The organism is Amycolatopsis sp. NPDC102389 (assembly GCF_044765885.1).
Taxonomy (GTDB): domain Bacteria; phylum Actinomycetota; class Actinomycetes; order Mycobacteriales; family Pseudonocardiaceae; genus Amycolatopsis.
On record NZ_JBIWKX010000004.1, the window covers coordinates 129,030 to 144,650 of the forward strand.

At 67.4% G+C, this 15,621-nt stretch carries 12 protein-coding genes; 11 read left to right on the plus strand and 1 reads right to left on the minus strand.

Going from position 1 to position 15,621, the window contains the following annotated elements; all coding sequences use genetic code 11:
* Positions 1–8: 8 nt before the first annotated feature.
* From ACIRGA_RS06165 to ACIRGA_RS06200, 8 genes are all read left to right on the plus strand, one after another.
* The gene (locus tag ACIRGA_RS06165; protein WP_400937138.1) at positions 9–1,625 is read left to right on the plus strand and encodes an ABC transporter substrate-binding protein; all 1,617 of its coding nucleotides are present in this window, start codon (positions 9–11) and stop codon (positions 1,623–1,625) included.
* Between the two features lie 148 nt (positions 1,626–1,773).
* Positions 1,774–2,700: an ABC transporter permease gene (locus tag ACIRGA_RS06170; protein ID WP_400937140.1), complete on the plus strand. Its 927-nt coding sequence runs from the start codon at positions 1,774–1,776 to the stop codon at positions 2,698–2,700.
* A complete protein-coding gene (locus ACIRGA_RS06175; RefSeq protein ID WP_400937142.1) occupies positions 2,693–3,646 on the plus strand; it encodes an ABC transporter permease in 954 nt (317 codons plus the stop codon). Before ACIRGA_RS06170 ends, ACIRGA_RS06175 begins: the two co-directional genes overlap by 8 nt.
* A gap of 6 nt (positions 3,647–3,652) precedes the next feature.
* Entirely contained in the window at positions 3,653–4,645 is a 993-nt protein-coding gene (locus ACIRGA_RS06180; protein WP_400937145.1) for an ABC transporter ATP-binding protein, read from the plus strand.
* Positions 4,638–5,636 (plus strand): ABC transporter ATP-binding protein, encoded by a 999-nt coding sequence (locus ACIRGA_RS06185; RefSeq protein ID WP_400937148.1) that lies wholly within the window; start codon positions 4,638–4,640, stop codon positions 5,634–5,636. Before ACIRGA_RS06180 ends, ACIRGA_RS06185 begins: the two co-directional genes overlap by 8 nt.
* A 76-nt stretch (positions 5,637–5,712) precedes the next feature.
* Positions 5,713–7,434, plus strand: a complete 1,722-nt coding sequence (locus ACIRGA_RS06190) for a S8 family serine peptidase (protein ID WP_400937150.1) — start codon at positions 5,713–5,715, stop codon at positions 7,432–7,434.
* Between the two features lie 195 nt (positions 7,435–7,629).
* A complete protein-coding gene (locus ACIRGA_RS06195; RefSeq protein WP_400937152.1) occupies positions 7,630–10,266 on the plus strand; it encodes an HAD family hydrolase in 2,637 nt (878 codons plus the stop codon).
* Entirely contained in the window at positions 10,263–11,210 is a 948-nt protein-coding gene (locus ACIRGA_RS06200) for a class I SAM-dependent methyltransferase (RefSeq protein ID WP_400937154.1), read from the plus strand. The genes ACIRGA_RS06195 and ACIRGA_RS06200 overlap by 4 nt, the downstream gene beginning before the upstream one ends.
* A gap of 76 nt (positions 11,211–11,286) precedes the next feature.
* Here the strand turns inward: ACIRGA_RS06200 and ACIRGA_RS06205 are convergent, their stop codons facing one another.
* The gene (locus ACIRGA_RS06205; protein WP_400937157.1) at positions 11,287–12,777 is read right to left on the minus strand and encodes a S10 family peptidase; all 1,491 of its coding nucleotides are present in this window, start codon (positions 12,775–12,777) and stop codon (positions 11,287–11,289) included.
* A 28-nt stretch (positions 12,778–12,805) separates the two neighbouring features.
* Here ACIRGA_RS06205 and nfi point away from each other — a divergent pair, with 28 nt between their 5' ends.
* The 3 genes from nfi (at position 12,806) to ACIRGA_RS06220 (ending at position 15,588) form a co-directional block, all read left to right on the plus strand.
* Positions 12,806–13,486 carry a deoxyribonuclease V gene (nfi, locus tag ACIRGA_RS06210; RefSeq protein WP_400937160.1) on the plus strand — a complete coding sequence of 227 codons (681 nt, stop codon included), beginning with the start codon at positions 12,806–12,808 and terminating at the stop codon, positions 13,484–13,486.
* On the plus strand, positions 13,483–14,175 hold the full coding sequence (locus ACIRGA_RS06215) for a uracil-DNA glycosylase (protein WP_400937162.1): 693 nt from the start codon (positions 13,483–13,485) through the stop codon (positions 14,173–14,175). Before nfi ends, ACIRGA_RS06215 begins: the two co-directional genes overlap by 4 nt.
* A gap of 84 nt (positions 14,176–14,259) precedes the next feature.
* Positions 14,260–15,588 (plus strand): NAD(P)/FAD-dependent oxidoreductase, encoded by a 1,329-nt coding sequence (locus ACIRGA_RS06220; protein ID WP_007028829.1) that lies wholly within the window; start codon positions 14,260–14,262, stop codon positions 15,586–15,588.
* The last annotated feature ends 33 nt before the right edge of the window (positions 15,589–15,621 follow it).

A 15,621-nucleotide genomic window follows, 5' to 3' on the forward strand; every position in this document is an offset into this window, starting at 1 on the left:
AGTTGGACATGCGGGCTTCACGCGGGTTCTGGGGAGCGACGGCGGTGGTGGCCACGGCGGCCCTGCTGCTGACGGCCTGTGGGGGTGGTGGATCCGGTGAGAACAAGGGATCCGGCGCCACCGACGCCAACGCGTCGGTTTCGGTCTACGGCACCGAGCCGGAGAACTCGCTGATTCCCGCCAACACCAACGAGCTGGGTGGCTCCAAGGCCCTCAAGCCGGTCTTCTCGGCGCTGGTCGGCTACAAATCCGACACCGCCGAGCCGTACAACCTGATGGCCGAATCGATCACCACGACCGATTCGAAGGTCTTCGACATCAAGATCAAAAAGGGCTGGAAGTTCCACGACGGGACCGAGGTCAAGGCCAAGAACTTCGTCGACGCCTGGAACTACAGCGCGAACGGCAAGAACGGTATGCAGAACGCGTCGTTCTTCGAGCAGATCCAGGGCTACGACGAGATCAGCGCCAAGGAACCCGCCGTCAAGGAGATGTCCGGGCTCAAGGTCGTGAACGACTATGAGTTCCAGGTGACCCTCAAGGGTCCGTTCTCCGTGTTCGCCACCAAGATCGGTTACCTCGCGTTCGCGCCGCTGCCGGACAAGTTCTTCGCCGACCCGGAGGCGTTCGCCAAGGCCCCGATCGGGAACGGGCCGCTGAAGTTCGTTTCGCGCACGCCGAACCAGAACATGAAGCTCACGCGGTTCGACGAGTACCAGGGCGAGGACAAGGTCAAGTTCAAGGACCTGGAAGTCCGCATCTACACCAGCCAGGAGACCGCGTACCAGGATCTGCTGAGCAACCGCCTCGACTTCATGGAGGCGCTGCCGCCCGCGGCGAAGGCCGGAGGCAAGTACAAGACCGACCTCGGTGAGCGGCTGGTCGAAGGCAAGCTGCTCGGCATCAGCGCGCTCGCGCTCCCGTACTACGTCCCCGGTTACAACAACCTGGACCTGCGCAAGGCGATCTCGCTGGCCATCGACCGCGAGCAGATCGTCAAGACCGTCATGAACGACACCTACGCGCCCGCCGACGGCTACGTGTCGCGCGGTATCGAGGGTTTCCGGCCCGGTGTCTGCGAGTTCTGCAAGTTCGATCCGGCGAAGGCCAAGGAATTCTTCGCGAAGTCCGGCTACACCGGCAAGCTGACCATCGCTTCGAACGCCGACGGTGGCCGCAAGGAGCCGCTGGTCGCGGCGTGCAACAGCATCAAGAACGCGCTCGGCGTCGAATGCGACTTCGTGCCGGCGACCGACTTCGGGCAGTGGCGCAGCATCGTCAACAACCGCCAGCTGACCGGTATGGGCCGCTCCGACTGGTCCGCCGACTACCCGTCGATCGAGAACTACCTGAACCCGCGCTACAAGAGCACCGGTTCGTCGAACGACTCCACGTACAACAACCCGGCCGTCGACGCGCTGCTGACCCAGGCGGACCAGACCGCCGACAAGGCGGCCGCGATCAAGCTGTACCAGCAGGCCGAGGACCTGATCGCGAAGGATCTGCCGCAGATCCCCGTGTGGGAAGAGAAGGGTGTCGGGGGCAAGTCGAACCGGCTCAAGACCGTGAAGCTCGACTTCGGCCGTCTCGCGGACTACTCGTCCATCGAGGTCGCGGCGAAGTAATCGCGTGGTCGTGCGGTGGGGGGGGGGGGGGGGGGGGGGGGGGGGGGGGGCCGGGCGCCGCCCCCCCCCCCCCCCCCCCCCCCCCCCCCCCCCCCCCCCCCCGCCGGACCCACAGCTCCCACCACGCGATCCCCAGGACGGCACGCCCATGCCCCAATACATCCTCCGACGCCTACTTCAACTCATCCCGGTCTTCTTCGGCACGACGTTCCTCATCTACGCCCTCGTGTGGGCGGTGCCCGGTGACCCGTTCGCCGGCAAATGCGGCCAGGTCGCCTGCCCGCCCGCCTACATCGAGATGATGACGGACAAGTTCAACCTCGACGATTCGATCTTCGTCCAGTACTTCAAATACCTCGGCAACCTGTTCACCGGCGACTGGGGCGAGACCTTCAACGGCGTCTCGGTCGGCGAGCTGATCGGGAACGCCTATCCGGTGACCGTCCGGCTCGCCCTCATCGCGGTGGCCATCGAAGCGATCATCGGCCTGTCCGCCGGCATCCTGACCGGCCTGCGCGGCAAGGGTTTCCTCGACAACCTCGTGCTGATGTCCACCACGTTCCTGATCTCGATCCCGGTGTTCGTCACCGCGATCGTGCTCCAGATCGTCCTCGGTTCGGAGCTGGGCATCATCGACGCGAGTGTGTCCGAGGACGCCACGATCGGCGAATTGATCGTGCCGGGCATAGCGCTCGGCAGCCTTTCCATGGCCTACATCGCCCGGCTGACCAGAACGAGCATCGCGGAGAACCGGCACGCCGACTACGTCCGCACGGCCGTCGCGAAAGGACAGCCGCGCAGCCGGGTCGTCGGCGTGCACCTGCTCCGGAACTCGGTGATCCCGGTGCTGACCTTCATCGGCACCGACATCGGCGCGCTCATGGGCGGGGCGATCGTCACCGAAGGCGTGTTCAACATCAACGGCATCGGCGGGCTCATCTTCCGCGGTATCCAGAACCGGGAGGGCGCCACCGTCACCGGCGTCGTCGTCCTGCTGGTGATGGTGTACCTGCTGGTGAGTCTCACCGTCGACCTGCTCTACGCCGTTCTCGACCCGAGGATCCGTTATGACTGACCCCAACGTCGCCGGCGGCGTGTCCACTGTGGACGTCGCGAGCGCCGGAGTCGCCGACGATTCCGCGGTGGCGCACAAACCGCGCAGTCTCGGCGGCGACGCCTGGCGGATGCTGCGCAAGCGGCCGTCGTTCATCATCTCCGCCGCCATCATCGCGCTCGTCGTGCTCATCGCGATCGCGCCCGACCTGTTCAGTTCCCGGCCCGCCGGGTTCAGCGATCTGCTCCACGCCAACGAAGGACCGTCCGCGGACGCCTGGTTCGGTTACGACAACCAGGGTTACGACGTCTACGCGCGGACCATCCACGGCGCGCGGGCGTCGCTGCTGGTCGGTGTCTTCGCGACGGTGCTGACGATCCTGATCGGCTCGGTGGTCGGGATCGTCGCCGGGTACTACGGCCGTCTCGTCGACAGCCTGTTCTCGCGGGTGGGCGACATCTTCGCGGCGCTGCCGTTCGTGCTCGGCGCGATCGTCATCCTGACCACGTTCAACGCACCCGGCTCGAACCCCGGCGCGGTCACCATCATCGTGCAGGTGGTGGTTTCGATCGCCGCGCTGAGCTGGCCGGTGGCGATGCGCATCATGCGGTCGGCGACGCTGGTGGCCAAACAGCTCGACTACGTCAAGGCCGCGCGCGGTCTCGGCGCGAGCACGCCGCGCATCGTGTTCCGGCATCTGCTGCCCAACACGGTCGCGCCGGTGCTGGTCTACGGGACCATCGCGCTCGGCGCGTTCATCGGCGCGGAGGCGACGCTGGCGTATCTCGGTGTCGGTGTGCGGCCGCCGGTCGTCTCGTGGGGTGTGATGATCAGCGACGCGCGGGACTACTTCCGGGTGAATCCGCACATGCTGTTGTTCCCCGCCGGGTTCGTCACCATCACCGTGCTCGCGTTCGTCATGCTCGGTGACGGGATCCGCGACGCGCTCGACCCGAAGGCCCGGTGATCGGCTGTGACCGACGAATTGCTGTTAGAGGTGGAAGATCTCCACGTCGAATTCCGCACGTCCGACGGCGTCGCGACCGTGCTCAACGGGGTCGACTACGCCGTGCACGCCGGGGAAACCCTCGCCGTGCTGGGAGAATCGGGCTCCGGCAAGAGCGTGACCGCGCAGACGGTGATGGGCATTCTCGACAGCCCGCCCGCCGTCGTCACCGGCGGCGCCGTCCGTTACCGCGGCGAGGATCTGCTCACCGCCACCGAAGAGCGGCGGCGTGAGATACGGGGCGGGGAGATCGCGATGATCTTCCAGGACGCGCTGTCGGCGTTGAATCCCGTCTTCACCGTGGGATTCCAGATCGAGGAGCAGCTGCGGGTCCGGCTCGGCATGTCCAAAAAGGACGCGCGCAAACGGGCGATCGAACTGCTCGACATCGTGCGCATCCCCGCGGCGGCCCGCCGGGTCCGCGAGTACCCGCACCAGTTCTCGGGCGGGATGCGGCAGCGCGCGATGATCGCCATGTCGCTCGCGCTCGACCCGGATCTGCTGATCGCGGACGAGCCGACGACCGCGCTCGACGTCACCGTGCAGGCCCAGATCATGGACCTGCTGGCGGAGATCCAGGCCGAACGGCGGATGGGCCTGATCCTGATCACCCACGACCTGGCGGTGGTCGCCGAGGTCGCCGACCGGATCGCCGTGATGTACGCGGGCCGGATCGTCGAACAGGCCGACGTCACCGAGCTGTTCCGCTCGCCGGGGCATCCCTACACCGAGGCGCTGATGGCCTCGCTGCCGCGGCTCGACCTCAAAGGACAGACGCTGGAGACCATCAAGGGCCTGCCGCCGAGCCTGCTGAACGTGCCGCCCGGCTGCCCGTTCCATCCGCGCTGCCCGCGGGCGGAAAGCCGGTGCGAGACCGAACGGCCCGCCCTGCACAACCTCGGCTTCGGCCGGGTCAGTGCCTGTCACTTCGCCGACGAGGTGGTGAGCGGTCGTGTCTGAGCCGATTCTGCGGGTCGAGAACCTGGTGAAGTACTTCCCGGTGCGGGCCGGGATCCTTTTCAAACGCACCATCGGGCATGTGAAGGCCGTCGACGGGGTCTCCTTCGAGCTGATGCCGGGGGAAACCCTGGGCGTGGTGGGGGAGTCCGGCTGTGGCAAGTCCACGCTGGCCCAGGTGCTGATGCGGCTGGAGGAACCCACGGGCGGGCTCGCGACCTTCGAAGGTCGCGACATCTTCGCGTTGCGCGGAGCCGAACTGAGGAAGCTGCGGCGCGAGATCCAGATCGTGCTGCAGGATCCGTACACCTCGCTGAACCCGAGGATGACGGTCGGCGACATCATCGGCGAACCCTTCGAAATCCACACCGAGGTGGCGCCGAAGGGGTCACGCGCGGCGAAGGTGCGGGAGCTGCTCGACGTCGTCGGGTTGAACCCCGAGCACATCAACCGCTATCCGCACCAGTTCTCCGGCGGGCAGCGTCAGCGCATCGGGATCGCGCGGGCGCTGGCGTTGCGGCCGAAGGTGATCATCTGCGACGAACCGGTTTCCGCGCTGGACGTTTCGATCCAGGCGCAGGTGATGAACCTGCTCGGTGAACTGCAGAAGGAATTCGGCCTTTCCTATGTGTTCATCGCACACGATCTGTCCGTTGTCCGTCACCTTTCCACGCGGGTGGCGGTGATGTATCTCGGCAAGATCGTGGAAATGGGGACGGAAGAGGAGATCTACGAACATCCGTCACATCCCTATACGCAGGCGCTGCTGTCCGCGGTGCCGGTCGCTGATCCGGCGTTGCGCGGGCAGCGGCAGGTGATTCGCCTGGAAGGCGACGTGCCGAGCCCGCTGGATCCGCCGTCCGGCTGCCGGTTCCGCACGCGGTGCTGGAAGGCTCAGGACATTTGCGCGGATCAGGAACCCGAATTGATCACGCGGTCCGGCGGGCATTTGTCGGCCTGTCATTTCGCGGAGGAGAAAACCGTCGTCCCCTGACTTTCGTAGGGACTTCGTTGATAAGCAGAGATCGCTGACGTAGCTTGCACGAACAGTTTTCTTCAGGAGGCAGGAAGTGAAAAAGCCCAGATCTCTCGTCATCGCGCTGGCGGTACCGCTGTTCGGCGCGATCGTCGCTGCTCCGGTGGCATCAGCGCAACCGGCGCTTTCCGGCGCCGCGACCGAATTCTCGGTACTGGCCCGCGAAGGTCAAAGTGTCGCTTCGGTCGAGAAGGCGATCCGCGCCGCCGGTGGCACCGTCGTGACCAGCAACGCCGCTGTCGGCCTGATCACCGCGACCGCGCCCGCCAACGGTTTCGCCGAACGGGTCTCCGCGGACCGCGCCGTTTTCGGTGCCGCCAAAGCGAAGCCGATCGGCACCGCGCCGAAGAGCGGCAAGGTCAAGGACAAGCCGGGCGTCGTCGAGAAGGAGGGCCGTGGCGCCACGTCGGCCAAGAAGCCGGTGCAGGCCAACGCCGTCGGCATGGACCCGCTCGACGACCAGCTGTGGGGACTCAAGTCGGTCCGGTCGGACCTTTCGCGCACCAAGCAGCCGGGCGACAAGCGGGTGAAGGTCGGCATCATCGACACCGGTGTCGACGGGAGCCACCCGGACATCGCGCCGAACTTCGACCGCGCGGCGTCGCGGAACTTCACGAAGGACATCGTGTCCGACGTGAACGGCGCCATCGTCGACGGACCGTGTGAATTCCGCGGCTGTGTCGACCCGGTGGACCACGACGACAACGGCCACGGCACGCACGTCGCCGGCACCATCGGCGCCGCCGCGAACGGTTTCGGCGTCTCGGGCGTCGCGCCGAACGTGACGCTGGTGAACCTCCGCGCCGGCCAGGACTCGGGCTCCTTCTTCCTGCAGTCGACCGTGGACGCGATCACCTACGCCGGCGACGCCGGGGTGGACGTCGTGAACATGAGCTTCTTCACGGATCCCTGGCTGTACAACTGCACCGCGAACCCCGCGGACACACCCGAGCAGCAGGCCGAGCAGCGCACCATCATCGAGGCGACGACCCGCGCGCTGAACTACGCGCACCGCAAGGGCGTCACCCAGGTCGTCTCGCTGGGCAACCAGCACAGCGACCTCGGCGCCCCGCAGCCCGACGCGTCGAGCCCCAACTACCCGTCGAACAGCACGCACCCGCGGCAGATCGACAACGCGAGCTGCCTCTCGCTGCCCGTCGAAGGCCCGCACACGATCGGCGTCTCGTCCTTCGGTCCTTCGCAGGCGAAGGCGGACTACTCGAACTACGGCGTCGAGCAGATCTCCGTCTCCGCGCCCGGCGGATACTTCCGTGACGGTTTCGGCACCCCGTGGTACCGCACGCTCGAGAACGAGATCCTCTCGACGTACCCGCGCAACGTCGGCGTCGCGGAGGGCAACATCGACGCGGCCGGGAACATCACGCCCGACGGTGTCACCGCCGGTATCCAGAAGGCGACCGCCGCCGACGGCCGGGTCGGCTACTACCAGTGGCTGCAGGGGACGTCGATGGCGTCGCCGCACGCGACCGGTGTCGCCGCGCTGATCGTTTCGCAGTACGGCAAGGGTTCCCGCGATTTCGGGATGAACCCGGACGCCGTGCAGCGGGTGCTCGAGGGCACGGCTTCGGACATCGCCTGCCCGACGCCGCGGACCGTCGACTACCTGAAGGAAGGCCGGGACGCGTCGTTCACCGCCACCTGCACCGGTGACGCCGCGTTCAACGGCTTCTACGGCCACGGTGCCGTGGACGCCTGGTCGGCCGTCACCCGCGGTTCGCAGTTCCTGCGAGGCTGACCCCTCGGTTTCCTCCGTACAGTCCGGACAGATCCGCGCCACCCGACTCCGGGTGGCGCGGATTTGCCTTTTCAGACCGCTTCGCGCGGAGGATCGGGCACTTCTCTGTAACGTCACCCGTTCGGGTGACGATGCGCAGAGTGATCGGGACAGCTTGGCGTTCCGGCCGTCGGGCTGACTTCTACTGGGGGTTTCGTGACAGTCGACAACTATGTGGTTTCTGGGCACCCGAGACTCGAGCAGGTTGTTCGGCGCATCGCCGATCGATCCTGCTCGGTAGTCTCTTTCGATATTTTCGATACCATTCTTTGGCGCCGGACTCCGCGCCCGGCCGACGTGTTCGGCCTGGTGGCGGCCCGTCTGCGGAGGGCAGGCAAATGTCCGGAATGGATTTCGGACGCCGCTTTCCGCCGTATGCGCATCGCGGCTGAAAGAAACTCGCGAAAAGGCCAGGAGGCGCTGGGAAGCGAAGTTTCCCTCTTTGGTATTTGGCGGGCCATGCCGCTTGCGTTGTTCCCCGGCGCCACCCTCGACGAACTCGTCCGGGCCGAGGTCGACGCGGAGCGTGAGCTCACCGAGGTCGACCTCGACATCGCCGAAGTCATCCGGCTGGCGAAGGACAACGGTGTCCCGGTCGTCCTCGTCTCCGACACCTACTTCACCGAAGAGCAGCTGGGCCACCTGCTGGACCGTCCCGAGCTGGAGGCGCTGAAGGGCGCCCGGATCTTCCGGTCCCATGAGCACGGTGTGGACAAGGCCTCCGGGTTGTGGGACGTCGTCCTTTCGGATCTCGGCCGCAGGCCGGAGCAGGTACTGCACGTCGGCGACAACCCGGTCGCCGACGTCGAGGTGCCCGGTGAGCTCGGCATCCGGACGGTGCACTACGAACGGGTCGACGAGGGTCTGGCCGGGTTGCTCGACCGGGAAGGGGAGCCTCAGGACCCGTTCGGGCCGTATTCCCCCGATCTGGATCCCGAGCACGGTGACTTCGGGATCACCAGCCTTCGTGCCAAGACCTTGCAGGCGCACACGCCCGGTGGTGCTTCGTCGACCCGCTTCGCCTGGCGGTACGGAGCGTCGGTCACCGGCCCGGTGATGACCGGATTCGCGGAGTGGGTCGCCCGCACGGCGCACGAGGCCGGCACCCCGGTGGTGTGGTGCCCCATGCGGGAGGGTGAACTTCTGGCCGAACTGGTCGAGAACGCCGCCCTGGCGCGAGGCTGGGACGTCGCCGCCAAACCGGTGTGGTTGTCCCGGCAGGTCACCTCGATCGCTGCGCTGGACAGCGCCGACCGGCACTCGATCCACGAGTTCGTCCGGCAACGTCATCAGCTGACCGTCCGGCAGCTGCTGGAGATGCTCCACCTGCGGGTCGGTGACGTACCGCACCTCGCGCAGGACCTCGACACGGTTCTGGACAACGACGACATCGTCGGCCGCCTCGCCGTCGCGCTGACCGAAACCCCGCACCTGGTGAACCGGCTCTCCGTCACCGCGACGGCGGCGAGAGAACGGCTGATCCGCTCACTGCGCGAGGCCGGCGCTTTCGATCGACCGGACCTCACCCTCGTGGACCTCGGCTGGGGCGGCACCATCCAGCTCCAGCTCGCGAGGGTGCTACGGCTGGCCGGCATCGACATCGCCCCCTCGGGCCTCTACCTGGCCACCGACGACAGGTCGGAGAAGGTGCTGCTCGCGGGCCTGCGCGCGGAAGGTTTCCTCGGCCAGGCAGGACATCCGCGGGAGATCGTCGGGACCATCGTGCGCAGCCCGGAGGTCCTCGAACAGTCGGTGAACGCCCTTTGCGGTTCGCTCATCGACTTCACCGACGAAGGGACGCCGGTACTCGGCGTCGCCGCGGGAAGCGACGCGCAGAACGCCGAACGCTCCGCCATCCAGGACGGCATCCGAGCCTTTCAGCACCAGTGGAACCGCTACGTGACCGCATCGGACGGTGCCTGGCCGACACTGACCGGCATCGGCCGCGACAGGCTGGCGAACATCCTGGTCTCCGGGCTGAAACTGCCGACCGCCGCCGAGGCTTCGGTGTTCGGGAACTGGGAGCACGAGGACAATTTCGGCTCCGACATGGTCACCCGGGTCCTGCCGGAGGACCTCGTCCCGGCGGTGCCGTACCTGTCGCCGAGCGATCTCGACGATCTGGGCATGCGGGACTCGTTCTGGCCGGCACTGCTCGCGGCGTCCGATCCGCACCTGGGCGCGGCCGCCCGCGCCGTGCGCGACGGTGTCATCGATCCGGCGATGTTCGAACCGGCGGGCGAGCCTTCCGCGACTTCGGTGCGGTTCCGCACCACCGACGGAGAGTGGTTCGACGGCGCCGACCGCCGGGTGCGGATCAACCACAACGGACTGTCGTTCGCGCGGCTGGACGTCCAGGCGGTCGACGTCGAGGAGATCGCGCTGGCGGTGCCGGGCAGGCCCGCGCTCGTGCGGGTCGACTGGATCGAGGCGAACGTCATCGCGGGCGGGCGGCCTCAGGTGCTGCGCTGGAACACGGCCGAAGACTTTTCCCGGCTGCACTACGAGGACTGCACCTGGCTCGGCGCGAACATGGTCGAATTCCATTCGCCGCTCGCCGCGATCTGGCTGCCGCTGGCGGCCCGAGCCGGCGCGCCGGTGAGCTCGTTCCAGCTGACCGTCGCGTTCGCGATGCTGCCGCGTTCGCGGTCCGGGCTCGGCCACCGCATGCCCGCCGCCGGCCGCACACAGCGGCTGTCGGCGAAGGTGCGCGACGAGTTGCGTGAGCACGGCGCCGCCGGTCTCGCCGTCGGCGCGGCGCGGGTCGCGGCGAGGAAGCTGAGGAATCGGTGACGGACTTCGAAGTCGGCACCAGGGAAGATCCGCACGCGCAGCCGAGGGCGGCGCGGAACGCGCCGGTACTGCTGCATTCGATGTCGGTCTTCCGGGAGATCTTCGAGGTCGTTTTCACCCGGCGCGAGATCCGCACGGTCGTGGAGATCGGGGTCGAATCCGGTCAGGTCAGCGGAATCTACGCGGAACTCGGCGCGTCGGAGGTCTATTGCGTCGACCCCGCGCCCACCGAGCGGGTGCGGGAGACGGTCAAGGCCCACGACGCGCTGCACCTGGTCACCGTGCCGTCGCCCGAGGTGCTGCCCCAGTTGCCGGTCGCCGATCTCTACGTGCTGGACGGCGATCACAACTACGCCGTGGTGAAGGGGGAACTCGCCTGGATCCTGGAACACGCCCCGGACGCCGTCGTCGCGATGCACGATGTCCTCTGGCCATGGGGCAGGCGGGATCTGTACTACGAACCGTCCGCGCTCTCCCCGCGAGACCGGCATCCGGTGAGCGAGGACGGGCCGACGGTCTGGCACGACGGCCTCACACCGGCGGGGTTCGTGGGCCTGGGTGCCTTCACCGTCGCTCAGCAGGCCGGCGGCGAGCGGAACGGCGTCTTGACGGCTGTCGAAGACGTGTTGGCCGAGCATCCGGATTGGCGATTCGAACTCGTGCCCGCGGTCTTCGGGATGGGTCTCCTGTACCGGACGGAGCATGAGTCCGCAGACGGGCTGCAGCGCGCGCTGCGGCCGTACACGTCGTCGAATCTGTTGGCCGCCATGGAGAACAACAGGATCGCGCTGTACACCAGGGTGCTGCAGTTGCAGTTCGAGGCGGCGGCGCAGGCGGGGCATCTGGATGAACTGGCGGGCACTGTCGCCGTGCAGCGGCGTGAGATCGACCGGCTAACCGCGGAGTTGCACCGGGCGTGGGCCGTGCTCCGGTCCGGGCGCTAGGCCGTAAGTACATGAAGGCCCTCTTCCTTGCGTCAGGCGCAAGGAAGGGGTCCTTCATGTACTCAGGAACCGTCCGTCAGGAGGCGGTCTTGATGAACTTCGCCAGGTCCTTCGCCTGCCGCACCCGCGACTCCTCGTGCACATACATCATGTGCCCGGCCGGGTAATACGCCGTGTCGATGTTCTCCCGCAGTTCCTCGGGAATCTGCAGGCGCGCCAGCACGTGCTCCGACGCGAAGTACGGCGTCGCGCCATCGTAGTGACCGAAGGCGACGTGCACCCGAAGATGCGGGTTCGCCCGCATGGCCGACGCGAGAGAGTCCACAGAGGACACCGAGCGGCCCTCGAAGTCGGAGTACGACCAGGCCTTGAAGACCTCCGTCGACAGGATCTCGTACGGCAGGTCGTTCTCGTAGCCGAGTTCGGCCCGCACGTAGTGGTTGAGCCCGCCCGTGTAGGCGCCGATGATCCGCGAGATCGACGGGTCGTCGCTCATGTGCTCGCGCCCGCCGTCGGGCTCCCAGGTGGTGAACCGGCCGTCCATCCGGCCGACGACCAAGCCCTTGTCCCGCAGTAGTTCGGTGAAGTACCGGACGTGTTCGATCCGCAGGTTGACCCGGTCCACATAGGATTCACTGAGGCCGGTCAGGGAAGCGAGCGTCGCCACCGCTTCGGCTCGGTCCTGTGTGGACAGACGCGCGCCGCGCGCGAGAGCCCAGGGGAGTTCCTTGGCCGCGAAATCCTCGGCGTCGGCGAGGACGTCGTCGAGTGGCCGGTCGCCGTGGAGTCCGTGGTAATGCGCGATCGCCGCGTACGTCGGCACGTAGAGCGAGTACGGCAGGTCGTTGCCCTCGGTGAACCGCAGCGTGCCCAGATCCAGCACGGACGAGATCAGCAGGAGCCCGTTGAAGTACATCCCGTGACGTTCCTGCAGATGCGACGCCAGCCCGGCCGCGCGGAGCGTGCCGTACGACTCGCCCGCCAGGAACTTCGGCGACAGCCAGCGCTGCTTGCGCGAGACCCACAGCCGGATGACCTCGCCGATGGACTCGATGTCGGCGGTGTACCCGTGGTATTCCTTGGCCGCCTCGCCGTCCACGGCGCGTGAATAGCCGGTCGACACCGGGTCGATGAACACCAGGTCGCTGTGCGCCAGCAGGGTTTCCTGGTTGTCGGTCAGCCCATAGGGCGGCGCGACCGGGTCGTCGACATCGCCCGAAAGCACGCGGCGCGGACCGAGCAGGCCCATGTGCAGCCAGACGCTCGCCGAGCCGGGCCCGCCGTTGAACGCGAACGTGACAGGGCGCGAGCCGGGCTCCGCGTCGTCGAGCGTGTAGGCGGTCAGGAACACCTCGGCCTTGGCCTTGTGGCCTTCGGACTTGCCGTCGGTGATGACCTCCTTCCGCAGCACGATCCGCCCGGTCTGGGCCGTGTAGGCGAGCTTCTTGCGCTTGAGCGTCAGCGTGTGCTTCGTGGTGACCAGGTCGTCGGTCGGCTCGACCTTGGTTTCCACCGACGGAGGGTCCTTCTCGTCGGTGGCCTTCGAATCGGGATTGGTGTCGGGCATGCCTCCAACTTACTGGCAGTCTGTAAGCGTGGACATCGTCACGGCGCATGATCGCCCGGGCACGCCCCGGCAGGCGATCGAGATCCAGGAGACCCTGCGTGGCCTGGTCGATCTCGAGGATCGCTGTCCACAAGAGATCGCCACGGTCACCGGATTGGACGTCGCTTACGACGAGGGCGGCGACCTGATCGCCGCCGCCGCGGTCACCCTCGAGACTTCCGGATTCCGCGTCGTGGAAAAGCGAACCGTCGTTTCCCGGGTCTCGTTCCCGTACGAACCGGGCCTTTTCGCGTTTCGCGAGCTTCCTCCGCTGCTCGACGCCCTCCGCGCGCTCGACCACGTACCGGATCTCCTGGTCTGCGACGGCCACGGCCTGGCGCACCCGCGCCGGTTCGGGCTCGCGTGCCATGTCGGTGTCGTGACCGGTCTGCCGTCCATCGGGGTCGGCAAGACGCGGTTCGTCGGTGAGCACGACGAACCCGGCGCCACCCGTGGCTCGCGGGCACCGCTGGTGGACGAGGGCAAGGTCGTCGGCGCGGTCCTGCGTACCCAGGACGGCGTGAAGCCCCTCTATGTCTCCGTCGGCCACAAGATCTCGCTGGACAACGCGTGCCGCCAGGTGCTGCGGCTGTGCCCGGCGTTCCGTCAGCCGGAGACGACCCGGCGCGCCGACCGCCTCGCCCGCGACGCGTTGAAGGAGGCGCTATGAGGTTCCACTCGCTAGCCGAACTCGACGCCGAAGTCATCGGCTGCCGGGCCTGCCCGCGGCTGGTCGCGTGGCGCGAGGAGATCGCCGTGGTCAAACGCGCGGCGTTCGCCGGCGAGACCTATTGGGCCCGGCCGGTGCCCGGTTTCGGCCCGCCGGACGCGTCGCTGGCGATCGTCGGGCTCGCCCCGTCGGCACATGGCGCGAACCGGACCGGCCGCCTGTTCACCGGTGACCCTTCCGGCGACGTTCTCTTCAAGGCGCTTCACCGGGTCGGGGTCGCGTCGCAGCCGACGTCGACCCGGATAGGTGACGGGCTCGAGCTGCGAGGCACCCGGATGGTCTCCCCGGTGAGATGCGCGCCACCGGCCAACAAGCCCACACCTGAGGAACGGGAAACCTGCCGATCGTGGCTCGCGGCCGAGCTCGCGTTGCTGAAACCGACGCTGAAGGCCGTCGTGGTGCTCGGTGCCTTCGGCTGGCAGGCGCTGCTGCCGGTGCTCGCGGAGGCGGGCTGGCCGGTGCCCGCGCCACGCCCGAAATTCGGTCACGGAGTGGAAGTGGAACTCGGCGACCTGCGCCTTTTCGGCTGTTACCACGTGTCGCAGCGCAATGTCCAGACCGGCCGCCTGACGCTTGACATGGTGTGCGACGTCCTGGCCTCCGCGACCTCGGCGGCCGGTCTGAACTGAATCGGTGCGGAAACCGTGGCGACGCTGGTCACAGCCGGATGGGGTCTGCGAGCGATCTCAGCAGATGGGTGCGACTATAGGAATATGGCTGGTGTTAAGTCGGAACCGACACGGATCCTCGTCCTTGGTGGTGGATACGTCGGGCTCTACACGGCGTACGGGCTCCAGAAGATGCTCCGGGCCAACGAAGCGTCCGTGACGGTCGTTGATCCGCAGCCGCACATGACCTATGCCCCCTTCCTGCCCGAGGCGGCGGCCGGTGCGATCGAACCGCGGCACGTGGTCGTGCCGCTGAGGCGCGTGCTCAAGCGCTGCCACGTGCTCACCGCGCGCGTGACGAAGATCGAGCACGAGCGCAAAGCCGTGACGGTCGAGGCCGCCGACGGGCACGTCGAGCAGCTGAACTACGACGTCCTCGTGGTCGCGCTCGGCGCCGTCGCGCGCATCCTGCCGATCCCGGGCCTCGTCGAAGAAGGCATCGCCTTCAAGACCATCGGCGAGGCTATCTACCTGCGCAACCACGTCATGACGAAGCTGGACGAGGCCGCCAGCACGCTCGATCCCGAGCAGCGCAAGCGCCTGCTGACGTTCACCGTCGTCGGCGGCGGGTTCGCCGGTATCGAAGCCCTCGCCGAACTCGAGGACATGACCCGGTTCGCGGTGGAGAACTATTACCCGAACCTCAAGGTCGAGGACATCCGCTGGGTGCTCGTCGAGGCGGCGGGCCGGATCCTTCCCGAGGTGCGCGAGACGCTCGGTGTGTACACCGTCGAGCAGCTCGAAAAGCGCGGCATCGAAGTCTATTTGTCGACAGCGGCGAAGTCGTTCGAGAACGGCCACGTCGTGCTCTCGGACGGGACCGAGTTCGACACCGACACGATCATCTGGACCGCCGGTGTGAAGGCGAACCCGGTGCTCGCCAGCTCGGATCTGCCGCTGGACAAGCGCGGCCGCGTCGAGGCCACCGCCGCGATGCAGGTCGTCGGGCACCCCGACGTCTGGACCGCCGGTGACAACGCCGCCGTGCCGGACCTCTCGCGTACCGAGCAGGACCCGACCGCGACCTGCCCGCCGAACGCGCAGCACGCCGTTCGCCAGGCGCGTCTGCTGGCGAAGAACATCATCAAGGTGATCCGCGGCGGCAAGCCGAAGGACTACTACCACAAGAACCTGGGTGCGGTGGCCAGCCTCGGCCTGCACAAGGGTGTCGCCGACGCGCTGAACCTGAAGATCAAGGGCTTCCCGGCCTGGCTCTTCCACCGCGCGTACCACCTCAAGGCGATGCCGACGTGGAACCGCAAGATCCGCATCCTGTTCGACTGGATGCTCGGTGGCCTGTTCCGGCGCGAGGTCATCTCGCTCGGCCAGATCAACAACCCGCGCGAGGAGTTCGACCGGCTGTCGAAGTCCTGAGTCCGTAGGTCCGTGAAGGCCTCCTTCCCTACC